The following is a 15,311-nucleotide window of genomic DNA, read 5'->3' on the forward strand; positions in this document are numbered from 1 at the left end:
AAGGATGATGTTTAGATGAAAATTTATTTTGCCGCACCAATGTTTGCTAAAAGTGATTTGTTATATAACCAACAGTTAGTTAAAGAAATCAGAGAGCTCTCTTCTGAGCTTTCGATCTATCTTCCTCAAGAAAATGAAGCAATCAATGACAAAACTGCTTATGCAGACAGTCGAATGATTGCTCTTGCTGACACAGAAAAAGTGTTGGCTAGTGATTTAATGATTGCTTTACTAGATGGGCTGACGATCGATGCCGGGGTAGCATCGGAAATCGGTGTGGCTTATGCGAAAGGCATCCCAGTGATCGGCTTATATACTGATACTCGACAGCAAGGCGGAACCCACCCGAAAAAAATCGCTGCACTACAAGAAACAGCTGAAAATCAATTTCACTACCTGAACTTATATACAATAGGTTTGATCAAATTGAACGGAAAAGTGGTTTCTTCAGAAATTGAGTTGCTTTCAGAAGTAAAAAGATTTTTAGATGGAGGGACTTTCAGTGATTAAAGAAATCAAAAAGGTGCAAATAGCTTTACTTGCTTTTGGTGTATTCGTTGTCTGCTATAATTTTTATGAATTTATCACACAAAAATATTCGACTTCTCAAGGAATCACATTTATCGTGGAATCTTTATTAGGGATTGCATTGATTTTCATGCCACAAGTCATTTTGAAAGTTTTCAAACTTAAAATACCAGCAGCAATCGTTTTGTTTTACTGGTTTTTCTTGTTCATCTCTGTCTTTTTAGGCACAGGGATGCATTTGATCAGTATCATCTCTTTTTGGGACAAAATCTTACATGCGGTGAGTCCAATGGTCCTGACAGCTCTTGGCTATGGATTGATTGGTTACTTGATGAAAGATGCTGAGATATCAAAAACCAGTCCTTGGTTGTTCCTCTTATTCGGCTTTGCGTTTGCTGGACTTTGCGGCGTGTTTTGGGAGTTCTGGGAATTCTTATGCGACCAGTTCTTAGGCATGAATCTTCAACGTTTTGCTGCTTCTGATGGCACACTGTTTGTCGGACGAGCAGCATTGATGGATACGATGGGCGACTTGCTGACAAATACGATAGGTGCTGCCTTAATGGGATTGTTTGCATGGTCTCAAAGTAAAAAAGATGAGCGTTACTTTGAAAGTTATAAATTAGAAAAAGTGAAAAATACCTAATAAAAGAGGTTGTGACAGAAGCGGGCAGCTTCAAGAAATTTCGGCTTATTTTTCGAAGAAACTACTTCTGGAACACTGTTTATTTGAAAAAAGGAGGTCTGACACTAGTTGTGTCAGACCCCTTTTTTCTTTTATAGTCTCAATGGAAGATTAGACGATTTCTTCTAGCTCTTCTGTTTTGAAATGAAGTTGTCCATCAAGTAAAGTAATCGTTACTTTTGATTTAGGCATAACATGTCCTGCAACGATTTCTTTAGCTAGTGGTGTTTCTACTTCCTTAGTGATAAATCGTTTCAATGGTCTTGCACCATATGCTGGTTCATAAGCATTTTCAGCAATCCACGTTTTGGCTTCATCACTGATTGTCAGCAGGATTTCTTGATGTTCCAGACGTTGTGCCAATTGCGCCACCATTTTGTCAACGATTCCTTTCACGTTGTCTAGGCTCAATGGTGTAAATAAAATCGTGTCGTCGATTCGGTTCAAGAATTCTGGTTTGAAGTTTCCACGTAATAGCGTGTTGACTTGTTCAGCCACTGCTTCTGGAATCGTTCCATCAGCAGTCACGCCTTCCAGCAGTAACTGTGAACCGATATTGCTGGTCATGATCAGAACCGTATTTTTGAAATCTACTACTCGCCCTTTTGAATCAGTCAAGCGTCCGTCATCTAGGACTTGTAACAAGATATTGAAGACATCGGGATGCGCTTTTTCGATTTCATCCAACAAGACGATTGTATAAGGATTTCGTCTGACAGCTTCCGTTAATTGACCACCTTCTTCGTAACCTACATAGCCTGGAGGAGCTCCGACTAGACGAGACACAGCATGTTTTTCCATATATTCACTCATATCGATCCGTACCATATGATCTTCTGAGTCAAACAAGTTCTCAGCTAACGCTTTCGCTAATTCGGTTTTTCCGACACCAGTTGGTCCTAGGAAAAGGAAAGAACCTAGAGGACGATTTGGGTCTTGCAATCCAGCCCGTGAACGAATTACCGCGTCACTGACCGCATCAACTGCTTCATCTTGACCAATCACTCGTTTATGAAGTGTTTCATTCAATTTAATTAGTTTTTCTCGTTCACCTTCTACAAGTTTCGTTACGGGGATACCCGTTAATCTGCCAACGACTTGAGCAATCTCATTTTCGGTAACGGACTCTTGAACCATCTTAATCTCGCTGTCTTTTGCTTTAGCTTCTAATTCCTTCAATTCTTTTTCTAATTGAGGTATCGTACCATGACGCAATACAGCAGCGCGTTCTAAATCATAGTTATTTTCTGCATCTTCTAATTCGTGTTTTGCTTTATCGATTTCAGCACGTTTTGCTGAAACAGAATTGACTTCTTCTTTTTCTGTTTCCCACTGCATCTTCATCGCATTTGCTTCTTCACGAAGTTCAGCTAATTCTTCTTGCAAATTTTTCAAGCGTTTTTTACTTGCATCATCTGATTCTTTTTTCAGTGCAGCTTCTTCGATTTCCAACTGCATCAAACGTCTAGTAACTTGATCTAATTCCGTTGGCATAGAGTTCATTTCTACCCGAATCGTTGCACTGGCTTCATCGATCAAATCGATTGCTTTGTCCGGTAAGAACCGATCAGTAATATAACGGTCAGATAAAGTAGCTGCTGCTACTAATGCGTTGTCATGGATGTTAACACCATGGTGGATCTCAAAACGTTCTTTTAATCCACGCAGAATACTGATCGTATCTTCCACTGTTGGTTCTTTGACTAATACCTTTTGAAAGCGACGTTCCAACGCTTTGTCTTTTTCCATATATTGACGGTACTCATCTAAAGTTGTGGCACCGATCAAATGTAATTCACCGCGAGCAAGCATTGGTTTCAACAGATTTCCGGCATCCATACTTCCTTCTGTTTTTCCTGCCCCTACGATATTGTGGATTTCATCGATGAACAAGAGGATACGTCCATCACTTTTTTTGACTTCTTTCAAGACTGCTTTTAGTCTTTCTTCAAATTCACCACGGAATTTTGCTCCAGCGATCAATGCACCCATATCTAATGAAAAAATCGTTTTATCTTTTAAATTTTCAGGCACATCTTTGCGTACGATACGTTGAGCAAGCCCTTCAACGATTGCCGTTTTCCCTACACCGGGTTCTCCTATCAGAACAGGATTATTTTTTGTTTTTCGTGAAAGAATACGGATGACATCACGGATTTCTTCATCACGACCGATGATTGGATCCATTTTTCCGCTTTTGACTTGCTGTACTAAATCAACGCCGTATTTTTCTAATGCTTTGTATTGTTCTTCTTGGTTTTGTGAGGTCACTCTTTCTCCTCCTCTCATCTCTTCGATGTTTTTACGCAATTCTTTTTCAGATAATCCGTTTTTATTCAAATAAACAGTTAACGGATAATTTTTTAATTTCATCAACGCTAAAATAACGACTTCCGTTGAAAGAAACTCGTCGCCGAAGCTTTCACGTATTTGGTCTGCTTCATTCAATAATCGAAAGAAATTCTGGCTGAGGTTTTGTCCATATTGGACGTTTCCACCAGAAACAACTGGATACTCATCCAGTAGACGATCAATTTCATGTTCAAAAGATTCGACATCCAATCCGGCATCCGTATAGAAATTTCGACCAAAATGATTAGATTGTAAAAAGATTTTCCATACATGGGCAATGTCGATATCTTGATGTTTTCGAGTGACCGCAATCTGTTGAGCTTCAGCAATCGCTTCTTGAAGCGTCGTAGTCATTTTCTCAATATTCATACAGGTATACCCTCCTAATTAAAGGTAAGATCACTTATTTCTTTGATCTTTACAAAAACTATTATATCGCTTTGGTCAATTTTGGTCAAAATATACACATAGTTTTTTGACTTTTTTTCTCGACTTATATAAATCTTAAAAAAACAAAATTGATTGTATGTATATAAAAAAAGAGCCAAACAAACGTAAAATTATCTTATCCATAACGTTTTTCTTTGATTTGATAAAAAGGGTAGATCTTATAAAAGACCTACCCTTGATTTTCTTTATTCTCTTTTTTTACTTCTATTATTTCTTCTTTGATCACTCTTCGCCGTTCAGCAATCACATACACAAATCCATAGAGAAATGGCAAGATAAAGGAACTGAAACGATACAGTAAAAGCGAAGAAACTGCGTCAACTGTTCCAACAACTGGTCTGAATAATAACAAATAGACAAATTCAAAGGAACCAATACCAGCAGGCGTAGGAATAACCCCTGAAAGCACTACTGCAAAGCTGATAAACGAAATGGTCAGTAGAAAATCTATTTTAGGATGGTTTTCAATCAGAATCAAATAAGGAAGTACATACCAAAATACAAGTTTTAACATATTCCATAGATAAATCCGCAATAGCGCAGTCCTGTCTTGGATAATGGTTTGGACCGTTTCCCTTAAAGAGTAGATCTGCTGATTGCATGTATCCACCCATTTCCGCAAACGCTCACTTTTAAATAACTTATTCGATAAGCTGACAAAAAATATTTGAACATTCAAGCTGACGGACATCGCCAATAAAAAGGCAACAATCACGATCGTCAAAAGGATACCAGCGATGATAAACCAGATCATTGATGGACCATTAGAATAAAAAAGAGAGAATTGGATGACCAAGCCAGCTAATGCATAAGTGATCACTGCCAGTTTGTACATAATCATATGGAGTGCTGTCACCCCTGCTCCCTGGGATAGCTTCATTCCTTTTTTGTTATAAAAATAAATCTCCGAGATCAGCGTTCCTGTACCAAACGAAACGATTCGGTAAAACGCAATATAGCTAGAGGTCAAGAACCCATCTTTCGTTGTAAAATTCGGCGCGAAAGGTTCAGCAATTTCTTTGATTGAGCGCCCTTCAGCGATTTGGTAAACTGTCCCTAATATAACAGCCGCTGCCAAAACAACAACACTGGTAGACAGCAATTCGGCAAAGATATCTGCAAATGATTGATTGATTAAATAATAAATAATGGCAAAAATCACAATCAGCAAAAGCAGATTCAGAATGATTTTAGTTTTCGTTCCTTTAGACGACATCTCCTGCTCCTTAATGGAAAAAATAAATGAGAATCAAATCAACAAGTACACCTGCAGCGAATCCTATAGTAAACTTCTTTTTCCGAGTTTTATGATGGAAAACTTTTCGAGAGATCAATCCTCCCAAACCACCGCCTAACAGGCTGACAAATATCAAATTATTCTCAGGAACACGCCAGCCGCTAGTTCTAGCCTGATGTTTATCATACCCCATCAGACAAAATAAGTAAAAATTCACAATGAAAAGGTAAAACCACAAAGGATTGTGTAACAATACATCCATTACTCTTCTTCCAACTTTCTGTTAACTACTATTTCTAAGCTTTTTCTTCTTTCTTTGGTGAATAAACTGTTAATCCTTTTGATACAACAGATAATTCAACTGGAAGATCATCTGTCGTGTCTCCATCCGTTCGAGTGCCCACAGATTTTTCCTGCGCTTGGATTTTCATGCGTTTGGCTGTGAAATAAGTAATGCCGGGGATCGTATAGAATTTGCCTCTCATGATTCTAGGCAAATAAAAAATAAATCGGAAAATATCTAAGGAAGGTACGATCGTTACATGAAATTTTCCATCATCTAGGGTCGCTGAGTCGTCAAAATTTGTAAAACCGCCCACGGAGTTAGACATCGTGACTGTCAACAGTTGGGATTTTCCTTTCCAATGCTCCTCGTCTGTTTCTAAATCCAAATGATATTTTTTCTTCTTCAGCAATAACTTAAAAAACTTCTTGATAAAGATCCACGAGCCGTAACGCTGTTTTTCTTCTTGACTGATCCAAACTGCTGTATCTGCTAAGATTCCGATTGTCAGTGTAGAGATAATGACTTCATCATTGACTTGACCATAGTCTATTTTCCGTACATTGCCTTCCAGGATCACGTCAGCAGCTTCTTCTTTTTTGAGGGGAATCTCAAGAACACGTGCAAGGTTGTTGACAGTTCCACCTGGAAGTAATCCGACATGGTATTGAGATAATGTTTTTTGGAACGCTTGGACGATATGATGAATCGTGCCGTCTCCACCTATAATTACTAAAGTATCAGCTTCTATGGCTTCTGCTTTCTTGACTAATTCCGCATCATCAATCGATGGGCCAGTTTCAGCTAGTTCTACATATAATTCTGGCTGCTTTTCTTTTACATAATCTTGAAACCAGCGTGCTAATTTCTCACCCTCATCTTTCCCTGAACTTTTGTTATAAAAAACTAGCAGCTTTTCCATTCTTTACCTCCTATTTACTCTTCAAAAAAGAGGGCGGGACAACCAATTCCATTGTCCTGCCCTTTAGCCTTAGACAGATGACATTCCATCATTGGGACGAACGCCTTGTCATAAGCTGTTCTTTTTCGATTTTAACTCTTTGTGTTCAATTCTGCAATTTTTACAATCACGTCTGTTGCTTTTTCCATTACTTGTAAAGAAACAAATTCGAATCGTCCGTGCATATTTTCTCCTCCGGCAAATAGATTTGGCGTCGGAATACCCATGTAAGAGATTTTTGAACCATCTGTTCCTCCACGAACTGGTTCGATCACTGGAGAGATACCAAGCTCGATCATTGCTTGTTTCGCTAATTCCACGATGCTCATATCTTTTTCAATGATTTCTTTCATGTTGTAATATTGATCATACATATCTACTTTGATTCGTTCTTGATCAAATCGCTGATTCAACTCTTCTTGGATATGTGTGATTTGTGCTTTGCGTGCTTCGAATTTTTCACGATCATGATCGCGAATGATATAACTCATAGAAGCTTCTTCAGGATTCCCATCCAATGCCATCAAATGGAAGAAACCTTCGTATCCTTCCGTTTTTTCTGGAACTTCATCGGCTGGAAGCTGATTATGAAAATCGATTGCTAACTGTAGAGCATTGATCATTGTATCTTTTGCCGTCCCTGGATGTACATTTTTCCCTTGGATCGTAATATTTGCTTGAGCAGCACTAAACGTTTCATACTGCAACTCACCTAAAGGACCACCATCGACTGTATAAGCAAAATCTACATCGAATTGCTCAACATCGAATTTATCCGCTCCGACACCGATTTCTTCATCAGGACCAAAAGCCACTTTGATGGTACCGTGAGGGATAGAAGGATTATTGATCAAGATCTCCATTGCAGTCATGATTTCCGCAATCCCTGATTTGTCATCTGCTCCCAGTAATGTACTGCCATCTGTTGTGATCAATGTGTGGCCTTCATAATTTTTCAAATTTGGAAAATCTTTTGTATTCAATGTATAGCGTTCTTCCGCATCTAGTACGATCGTAGACTCGCCATCATAGTTTTCAATGATTTGTGGATTGACTCCTACTGCATTAAAATCTGCTGTATCCATGTGGGAAATAAATCCAATGGAACGCACTTCATGATCAACATTGCTTGGTAATGTTCCCATAACGAATCCGTTATCTTCATTATAGAAAACATCAGCTAAGCCTAACTCTTCTAATTCTTTTTTCAATTCTTGCGCAAAAGCAACTTGTGTCTGAGTCGATGGAGTCGTTTTGCTTGTTGCATCGGAGCGTGTTTCTGTTTTGACATATCGTAAAAAACGTGGCAAAAGATTTTCGTACATAGTATTCTCTCCTTTTAATTAAATTGAAATGGGTTTGTATTTGTTTCAGAAACGAAAAAGTTAATATCCCAATTTTCTTCTTGTTTCCAAGATTCAAATTTCTCGATAAATCGTTGCTTGCATAACGATTCAATATAATGACCGGGATCAATTGCAATCAACCCAGCGCTTTGCATATCATGAGCCGTATGATAATAGATATCTCCCGTGATATAGACATCTGCTCTTTGGGCGATTGCTTGCGGATAAAATTTTTCACCGCTTCCACCGCAAATCGCAATGCGCTTCACAGAGGATTTTGCATTTTTTGGCTGGACTATTCTCAGTCCATCTAGTTGGAACGCTTCTTTTACTTGTTCTACAAATGCCTCTATAGAAATTTCTTGCGGCAATTCACCTACTCGTCCTAACCCAAACATTTCGACTGGTTCATCTATAGCGAAAAGATCATAAGCAGGTTCCTCATAAGGATGAGCTGACCGCATGGCTTGAATCACTTGTTTTTCGATAGTTTCCGGCAAAATAACCTCAACTTTTGCCTCTTGAACTTGTTCTGTCTTCCCTACTTTCCCAATCGCTGGTTGTGCACCAGCTTCCGGAGTAAATCGACCGTGTCCAATCGAGGTAAAACTTGTACCGGTATAATCACCTTGTGTACCAGCACCAGCTGCAGCTAATACTTCACGCATTTTCTGTGCATGATCCACAGGTACATAAACGGCCAGTTTTTTATAATGAATCTCATGAGTCTTTACTAAATAACTCTCCACTTCAATACCGAGAAGTTCACAAAACCAGTCATTCAGTCCATCCCAAATAATATCCATGTTCGTGTGTGCTGCATAGACGGCAATATCATGTTTCAACAAATCTGCATACATTTTTTCTTGTGGCTGATCAGTAACCAGCCGTTTTACAGGACGAAAGATTGGAGGATGTTTAGCAATCAGCAAATCGATTTTTTTCTTGATTGCTTCTTCGACCACTTCTGGACGAACGTCTAATGTCATCATTACTCGTTGGATTGGCTTATCCAATGTTCCGATATGCAGTCCGACTGGGTCTCCTTCTTCAGCTAGCCACTGAGGACAATAGCTTTCAAACTTTTGGATGAAAGTGCGTCCGCTGATTGTCATGGCTTTAAAACCTCCTCAATCATTTGGATTTCCTGCTCGATTTGTTTTTGACGTGCCTCTTGATTAGCTGCTTGTTTGAGCTGTTCACGGATAGCTTTTCTTTGTTGAAGCTCTCTTGTCCATTTTGATTTGAAGATCTCACTTTTCTCTTCAAGCAGAAATGGCCCGAACATCAGCTCCATTTCATTGTAAGTAACTGGTTTTTGTTCTTTTTCGGCTACAATGATTTCATATATTTTTTTATTTTCTTCAAGTATTTTTTCTGATTGGATTTTATACTGATTTTCTTGCAGCCAAGATCGTAATGTACGCTCTCCGATGTTTGGCTGAAGGATCAAACGTTCTTGTCCGCTTAAGCGTTGATTCAACTTGCCAGCTTCTAGGATATCTCGGATCAGTGAACCTCCCATACCCGCAATCGTGACAGCTGTAATACCATCTTGTGGCTGGATAGCATCTAGACCATTTGCAAGGCGTACGGTGATACGGTCTTCTAATCCATCTTTTTTGACTTGCTTACGTGCTGATTCATAAGGACCTTGAACGACTTCACCAGCAACTGCATATTCGATTTTTCCTCTTAATATCAATGCAACGGGTAAGTAAGCGTGATCTGATCCAATGTCTGCTAAACGAGCGGATTCAGGGACAAAGTCACCCACTGCGGCTAAGCGCTGAGATAAATCTAAATGGTTCATAGCTTCACTCCTTCTAGATAATTATAGCATTTTCCAAATAAAATAAGGAGACTAGGAATAAAAAAATTCCCATATCTCCTTAAAAAATATACCTTTTCGTTCTATAAAACAACATTTTCTTATTTTTGAAAAAATGTTATTGGTTATTTGTTCAATGAAACATCAATAATCGAATCTCCAGGAACTTGCGGTGGGATAGACATCGTCATGATCGGCATCTCAACTAATGTAAATTGGACTTTGTCACCGATTTTCAATTCATTTATGTCCACGCTTATTTTTTCAGCAGTAGCATTTAAGATCACTCCGTCATTGCTGAATGACGTTCCCATATTCGCTGGATCTTCTTTGGCCATGACATCGACGAGTTTCAACTGAAGCGTTTCTTCTTCTGCTTCTACTTGAGTGATACTTTCAATCGTTCCGACAAATATGCTTTGTCTCTCCGTTTTCGTACTGCTTGTTTTTACTGTTTGACCCGCATCAATCGAATCAACAGAACCTGTGTTGCTATCTGCGCTACCGCAGCCTGCTAAAAGAAAAAATAGACCAACTACAGATATACTAGAAAAAATAGCCCTCATAAAAAATCCTCCGTTTAAGTTTCTGCATTACTTGTTGCGGTGATTGTCTCCGGTCATTTCTGTCCATATAATGATTCGCTGACCTGCTTTTACTACTAGGTCAAATGTCAGTTGGACTTGTCAACTGTTCAACCATTGCGTCGGTTGCGACCAGTCATTTCGATTTCTTTTGTCAAATAACGTATGCGTTCCATTATCCGTTTCGCTTTTAGCGGCTCTTCATCTCCACGTTGAGTGACGGACAAATGCTGTTCCAATTCATCCATTGTAAAATTCGATGAGAAGAAGGTTGGTAACTGTTCCTGCATCCGATATTGAAGGATAACACCGAATACTTCGTCTCGTATCCAACTACTCATCGCATCTGCACCAATGTCATCGATCATCAAAATAGGTGAACGTTTCACTGCATCTAACTTTTCTGCCACTTGATCTTTTCCGATTGCCTGTTTCATCTCAACGGCAAATGTCGGAAAATGGACTAGCGTCGTGGTGAATCCAGCAATCGCTAATTCTCTCGCTGTTGCTCCTAATAAATATGTTTTTCCAATACCAAAACTTCCTACTAGATACAGTCCTTTATGATACCCTTTTGGATCAGCAGTATATTTCTCTACAAAATCTAGGGCTTCTAAGCTCGCATATCCTCGTCCATCTGTACGTTCAAAGTTTTCAAAAGAAGCCGATTGAATATCTTTTGGCATATCCATTGCTTTTACTCGGCTTCTGATTTCTTCTTGTCTTTGCCGTGCTAACAATGCTTCCGTTGGTACATAAGTGACATCCACATAATGAAAATTCAACGTCAGCTTCGGCTCATAGCCGGGAGCGATCATCGTTGGATCGTTTTTTTGATATTTACGCTTTTCTTGCACGAATTCATACAATTTAGCGTAACTTTTTTCAATATCCGCTTGTGTCAATTCTTCTTGGTGTGCGCTTAGAAAAGCTTGAACATCCGCATCATTTAAGACTTCAGCGATCATTTCAGCATACTTTTCTTGATAATTGCGTTTGCTGATGATCCTCTTCAATTCTTTGCCTACGTCTTCCACTAGATATCACCCTCCTTTTTTGCCAGGTATTCTTTAAAACGGCGGTCAATCTCTGCTTTTTTCTCGCTGCTGATCTGTTTTTCATCTTTTGGCTGGTTGACCCAATCAGGAAGCTTTTCCCGTCGAACATTTCGCTTGCCAGTTTGATAATTTGTTTGCTTCTTTTGTTTTGATTGTTTTGCTTGATTACTTATTTGCCGAATGTGCTGGATCGCTTCTTCTGCTGTGGCGATTTTCTTTTGTGCCCATTCATTTGCCACTGTATTTACATAACTGGCATTTAAGCTAGCATTATTCTTGATCACTAGTACATAATTCAGCAAAACATTGATCACGCTACTGGAAAGACCTGATTGAGAAACAAGATCTTGCAGTAACCAGTTTTCTTGTTTAGAAACATATCCGCCTTTTTCTGACTTGATTGCTTCCAGATATTTCATCGGTGGAATGCTCTGTGCTTCTTTTATCAGCTGAAGCGCTGCGTTTGTCAAATGTTCGTTTGACGAGGGTTCATTACTGTTTTCAGAAACCGCAACTGTTTCTTTTGTTTGCTTCACCGGACGTCTCTGCATTGCCAAAATGGCTTTTTGCAGTTCTTTTTCAGATACTTTTTGTTCACTAAAGTCATAAGATTGACTGATCAGTTCGCCAAGTGTCAATTCATCGAAACCGTAAAGCTGATGATACATGTCGACTTGTTTGATGATTGGATCATCAAGACTTGCAATATGTTTTTTTGCCAGCCAATCATTCAAAAACTGCCAATCGAATGTCGAATCTGCTTCAAGTAATGCTACTGATTCAGATTCTTCAAAAGATTTATTCAGCGATTCGATGTTTTCTTGATTAGCAGCGTACACTGCTTCATTGAAGCGATAAACATCTAAAAATTTTTTTGTGATTTTTTGATATCCCTCTGCTGTATGCCTTTTAGGTTCAAAGAATTGGGTAAGCTTCTGGAATCGTCGTTCACCAACTTTTTCCAGAAGAAGAAAAGCCAGAACAGAGTCTTTGAAAAATGCTTTAGGAATGAGTGGTTCTAACAGCTCATAAATAAAACGAGGTCCCAGATCACTATCTTCTTTAAAATAAACATCCAGTAAGCCGATTCCTTCTAGCTTTTTTCTTGCATCATAAAATTGCGGGATACCGCAGCCTAGACTACTAAGCAGATCTGCATGCATCCCTTCAGGACCTTTGCCAGATTCTTGAGAGATTTCTGATAACAGGGTGAAATAGATACTCAAGGCTTCTCCGCCGATTAGTGGCTGATAAAGATACAGCAAGGCGTTCTTGCTGTCTTCTCTCAGCGGAGCCGCTTTTCTTCCTTGGTAAATATTTTTTGGTTGAAGCTCTTTCCAAGCATTTTCCAAGGAAATGCCTCCTTTTTGTTTCTTAATTGTTTTCTTTATTATTCTCTTTATTATTTTCTTTTGCTTTATCCACGATATCTTGCAACTCTTTTAAGAAAACAGACATATCTTTGAACTGGCGATAAACACTTGCAAAACGAATATAAGCGATTTCGTCTAAATCAACTAAATCTTCCATCACATATTCACCAATTAGATTCGTCGATACTTCGTTTTCTCCGAGACTGCGTACGCGGTTTTCGACATGGTTGACGATTTGTTCCATTTGTTCCATAGCTACAGGTCTTTTTTCTGCTGAACGGATGAGTCCTCTTAAAATTTTATCGCGATTGAACTCTTCGCGTTCCCCGTTTTTCTTGATTACTAATAACGGAGCAGCTTCAATTCGTTCAAATGTAGTGAATCGGAACGAACAATTCTCACATTCGCGACGGCGACGGATCGCACGTCCATCATCTGCTTGACGGCTGTCGATTACTCGTGAATTATTATGTTGACATCTGGGACATCTCATTTTGTCTCACCTCTTGCATCGCATTTTATATAAAGGATGTGTCTTTCTTTACAACTAGTTGTATTATAACACGAAACAAATCACAAACGCGACTGTCCTACCCAAAAAACACGGATATAAGAACAATTTTTTCTACTTTCATGCGTAATTGTGTCCCCTGTCCTTACTAAATTTCAATTTTCCAATACTGATCACCTTGATTACTGAGAAATAACTTACACAAAAGCTGATTTAGTCATCTAGCACAAAAAACTTGAAGCAGATGAACACCTTCTCATCTGCTTCAAGTCACATCTCGATTTTTTACTATTTTATAACTTCTCTTCGATTCCTGTATAGTGTTTCATTCGCTGTTCCTCGATTTTTTGCTCATCGGGAATGTGGTCACTTTCTGGGAGCGGTGTTTTACTACGATCAGGTGTCGGATTTTTTCGTTCTTGAGTCAAATCTTGCCGCTTCGCTTCTTCTTCTGCCTGCTGGTCTTCTATTTCATCGATTCTTGCTTGGTACTGCTTTTCTTTTTCTTCTGCTGTTTCTGATTGCGTACGACCTTCATCGATTAGATTTTCTTTATTGAGCATCTCGCCGATTTTTTCTTTTGCGTTACCTACGACTTTATCCTTTTGATTTTTTAATGATCCCATCGCTATCCCTCACTTTCTATATACTCAGGATAGCAAAATTGACACAGATACTCAAAGAAAGCGATTAGCAAAAAGCCAATTTTCGATTTGTCCCACAAGTATTTCTTTTGTTCCATTGTTGTCGAACAAAATATCCGCACGCTGCTTTTTTTCTTCGATTGGAAGTTGACTACTAATTCTCTGCTGCGCTTGTTCTAGCGTCAGTTGATTACGTTTCATCAAACGCTGAAGCTGAGTTTCTGGCGTAGTATAAACGACAGCTACTGCATCCATATAGTGGTCATAATGACCTTCGTAGAGCAATGGGATATCTACAATTACTAAAGGATGATTGGAACTTAGAGAGGCGATTTGATCTTTTATCGCTTTTCGGATAAACGGATCTAATAGCTGATCAAGTTTTTGCCGTTTTTCCTTTGATGGAAAAACAATCATCCCAAGTTTCCCTCGATCTAGTTGCCCATCAGGCTGCAATACCTCTTGGCCAAACACTGATACAATTTTCCTCAGAGCAAGCGTTCCAGGCTCAACAGTTTCTCTGGCAATCACATCGCCATCGATCAAAGGAAATCCATGAGACTGAAAGACTTTGGCTGCCGTACTTTTACCGGTAGCTATTCCACCCGTCAAACCTAAAACAAATCCTACTTTGCGATTTTTAGCCTTTGACAATTCGGACAATAGTGCGTCCCCCTTTGTGCCACTTTTGTTTTCACGATCGGCGTTCCACAACGTATACATGGTTTGCCAGTTTGCTGATAGACATGCAGTGCTACTTGAAATCCGCCTGATTCTCCTAATGCATTCAAATAACTGCGAATCGTGGTACCTCCGGCTTCTATTGCACGATCCAAAACATCAATGATCGATAGACGTAATTGTTCTACCTCTTTGGGGCGCAGTGTGTTCGCCGGTTGTTCTGGATGGATCTTCGCTTCCCATAATGCTTCATCTACATAAATATTACCTAGACCAGTCACTAGACGTTGGTCTAGCAGCAATGGCTTGATTGCTTTGTGGGACTTTTTCAGTCCATTTGCGAAATCTGCTAATAAGAAGCTATCTGGCAAAGGCTCAGGTCCCAATTTCATGATTCCTCGGTAAGTTGCACTTGCTCCTTTTTCGACGATTGTCATACGACCAAATTTTCGTACATCGTTGTAGCGAAGTTGGCTTCCATCCTCAAAAAAGAAAAGTACATGCGTATGTTTATCGATTGGTGTATTTTCTTTCGTAAATTGATATTTTCCTTCCATTCGCAAGTGTGAGATCAGTTCACAATGATCGAGATGAAAAATTAAAAACTTCCCTCTACGTCCAATGGATTGGATGGTTTCGCCAACAAGAGAAGCCTCAAAGATGGGTGTCTCTGGTTGCTCGATGATCTTGGGCCACAAGACCTGAACTTTTTGAATCGTTTTTCCTACTACTAACCGTTCCAATCCTTTACGAACGGTTTCTACTTCTGGTAATTCTGGCATTTTTT

At 39.2% G+C, this 15,311-nt stretch carries 16 protein-coding genes; 2 read left to right on the plus strand and 14 right to left on the minus strand.

What is annotated here, in order from left to right:
* Positions 1-15: 15 nt before the first annotated feature.
* Both ACIFUW_RS07475 and ACIFUW_RS07480 read left to right on the plus strand, forming a co-directional pair.
* Positions 16-510, plus strand: a complete 495-nt coding sequence (locus ACIFUW_RS07475; protein ID WP_002288352.1) for a nucleoside 2-deoxyribosyltransferase — start codon at positions 16-18, stop codon at positions 508-510.
* On the plus strand, positions 488-1,174 hold the full coding sequence (locus tag ACIFUW_RS07480; RefSeq protein ID WP_002321495.1) for a hypothetical protein: 687 nt from the start codon (positions 488-490) through the stop codon (positions 1,172-1,174). Before ACIFUW_RS07475 ends, ACIFUW_RS07480 begins: the two co-directional genes overlap by 23 nt.
* A gap of 150 nt (positions 1,175-1,324) precedes the next feature.
* Here ACIFUW_RS07480 and clpB read toward each other — a convergent pair whose 3' ends face one another.
* From clpB to mutM, 14 genes are all read right to left on the minus strand, one after another.
* Positions 1,325-3,934, minus strand: a complete 2,610-nt coding sequence (clpB, locus tag ACIFUW_RS07485; RefSeq protein WP_002288348.1) for an ATP-dependent chaperone ClpB — start codon at positions 3,932-3,934, stop codon at positions 1,325-1,327.
* 250 nt (positions 3,935-4,184) lie between these two features.
* The gene (locus tag ACIFUW_RS07490) at positions 4,185-5,231 is read right to left on the minus strand and encodes a lysylphosphatidylglycerol synthase transmembrane domain-containing protein (RefSeq protein WP_002288347.1); all 1,047 of its coding nucleotides are present in this window, start codon (positions 5,229-5,231) and stop codon (positions 4,185-4,187) included.
* A 10-nt stretch (positions 5,232-5,241) separates the two neighbouring features.
* Positions 5,242-5,514: a DUF1294 domain-containing protein gene (locus tag ACIFUW_RS07495; protein WP_002288344.1), complete on the minus strand. Its 273-nt coding sequence runs from the start codon at positions 5,512-5,514 to the stop codon at positions 5,242-5,244.
* Positions 5,515-5,548: 34 nt separating this feature from the next.
* Complete coding sequence (locus ACIFUW_RS07500; RefSeq protein WP_002288343.1) at positions 5,549-6,457, minus strand: diacylglycerol/lipid kinase family protein; 909 nt, start codon at positions 6,455-6,457, stop codon at positions 5,549-5,551.
* A gap of 131 nt (positions 6,458-6,588) precedes the next feature.
* Positions 6,589-7,821, minus strand: coding sequence for a peptidase T (gene pepT, locus ACIFUW_RS07505; RefSeq protein ID WP_002288340.1), 1,233 nt, complete (start codon positions 7,819-7,821; stop codon positions 6,589-6,591).
* A 14-nt stretch (positions 7,822-7,835) separates the two neighbouring features.
* Positions 7,836-8,957: a Nif3-like dinuclear metal center hexameric protein gene (locus ACIFUW_RS07510; protein ID WP_002288338.1), complete on the minus strand. Its 1,122-nt coding sequence runs from the start codon at positions 8,955-8,957 to the stop codon at positions 7,836-7,838.
* On the minus strand, positions 8,954-9,655 hold the full coding sequence (locus tag ACIFUW_RS07515) for a tRNA (adenine(22)-N(1))-methyltransferase (RefSeq protein ID WP_002288335.1): 702 nt from the start codon (positions 9,653-9,655) through the stop codon (positions 8,954-8,956). The genes ACIFUW_RS07510 and ACIFUW_RS07515 overlap by 4 nt, the downstream gene beginning before the upstream one ends.
* A 143-nt stretch (positions 9,656-9,798) precedes the next feature.
* Positions 9,799-10,239, minus strand: coding sequence for a lipoprotein (locus ACIFUW_RS07520; protein ID WP_002288333.1), 441 nt, complete (start codon positions 10,237-10,239; stop codon positions 9,799-9,801).
* Between the two features lie 128 nt (positions 10,240-10,367).
* Positions 10,368-11,294: a primosomal protein DnaI gene (dnaI, locus tag ACIFUW_RS07525; protein WP_002288331.1), complete on the minus strand. Its 927-nt coding sequence runs from the start codon at positions 11,292-11,294 to the stop codon at positions 10,368-10,370.
* A complete protein-coding gene (locus ACIFUW_RS07530; protein ID WP_002288329.1) occupies positions 11,294-12,667 on the minus strand; it encodes a replication initiation and membrane attachment family protein in 1,374 nt (457 codons plus the stop codon). The genes dnaI and ACIFUW_RS07530 overlap by 1 nt, the downstream gene beginning before the upstream one ends.
* Positions 12,668-12,689: 22 nt before the next feature.
* On the minus strand, positions 12,690-13,181 hold the full coding sequence (nrdR, locus tag ACIFUW_RS07535) for a transcriptional regulator NrdR (RefSeq protein ID WP_002288327.1): 492 nt from the start codon (positions 13,179-13,181) through the stop codon (positions 12,690-12,692).
* Positions 13,182-13,492: 311 nt separating this feature from the next.
* Positions 13,493-13,825: a hypothetical protein gene (locus tag ACIFUW_RS07540; protein WP_002288325.1), complete on the minus strand. Its 333-nt coding sequence runs from the start codon at positions 13,823-13,825 to the stop codon at positions 13,493-13,495.
* 51 nt (positions 13,826-13,876) lie between these two features.
* On the minus strand, positions 13,877-14,506 hold the full coding sequence (gene coaE, locus ACIFUW_RS07545) for a dephospho-CoA kinase (RefSeq protein WP_002340385.1): 630 nt from the start codon (positions 14,504-14,506) through the stop codon (positions 13,877-13,879).
* Complete coding sequence (mutM, locus tag ACIFUW_RS07550) at positions 14,470-15,306, minus strand: DNA-formamidopyrimidine glycosylase (protein ID WP_002288323.1); 837 nt, start codon at positions 15,304-15,306, stop codon at positions 14,470-14,472. The genes coaE and mutM overlap by 37 nt, the downstream gene beginning before the upstream one ends.
* Positions 15,307-15,311 lie beyond the last annotated feature (5 nt).

This window comes from Enterococcus sp. PLH-Efm8 (assembly GCF_053011625.1).

Coding starts and splice junctions, on each gene's coding strand:
- ACIFUW_RS07475 (WP_002288352.1), top strand. CDS start 16: ATGAAAATTTATTTTGCCGCACCAATGTTTGCTAAAAGTGATTTGTTA.
- ACIFUW_RS07480 (WP_002321495.1), top strand. CDS start 488: ATGGAGGGACTTTCAGTGATTAAAGAAATCAAAAAGGTGCAAATAGCT.
- clpB (WP_002288348.1), bottom strand. CDS start 3,934: ATGAATATTGAGAAAATGACTACGACGCTTCAAGAAGCGATTGCTGAA.
- ACIFUW_RS07490 (WP_002288347.1), bottom strand. CDS start 5,231: ATGTCGTCTAAAGGAACGAAAACTAAAATCATTCTGAATCTGCTTTTG.
- ACIFUW_RS07495 (WP_002288344.1), bottom strand. CDS start 5,514: ATGGATGTATTGTTACACAATCCTTTGTGGTTTTACCTTTTCATTGTG.
- ACIFUW_RS07500 (WP_002288343.1), bottom strand. CDS start 6,457: ATGGAAAAGCTGCTAGTTTTTTATAACAAAAGTTCAGGGAAAGATGAG.
- pepT (WP_002288340.1), bottom strand. CDS start 7,821: ATGTACGAAAATCTTTTGCCACGTTTTTTACGATATGTCAAAACAGAA.
- ACIFUW_RS07510 (WP_002288338.1), bottom strand. CDS start 8,957: ATGACAATCAGCGGACGCACTTTCATCCAAAAGTTTGAAAGCTATTGT.
- ACIFUW_RS07515 (WP_002288335.1), bottom strand. CDS start 9,655: ATGAACCATTTAGATTTATCTCAGCGCTTAGCCGCAGTGGGTGACTTT.
- ACIFUW_RS07520 (WP_002288333.1), bottom strand. CDS start 10,239: ATGAGGGCTATTTTTTCTAGTATATCTGTAGTTGGTCTATTTTTTCTT.
- nrdR (WP_002288327.1), bottom strand. CDS start 13,181: ATGAGATGTCCCAGATGTCAACATAATAATTCACGAGTAATCGACAGC.
- ACIFUW_RS07540 (WP_002288325.1), bottom strand. CDS start 13,825: ATGGGATCATTAAAAAATCAAAAGGATAAAGTCGTAGGTAACGCAAAA.
- mutM (WP_002288323.1), bottom strand. CDS start 15,306: ATGCCAGAATTACCAGAAGTAGAAACCGTTCGTAAAGGATTGGAACGG.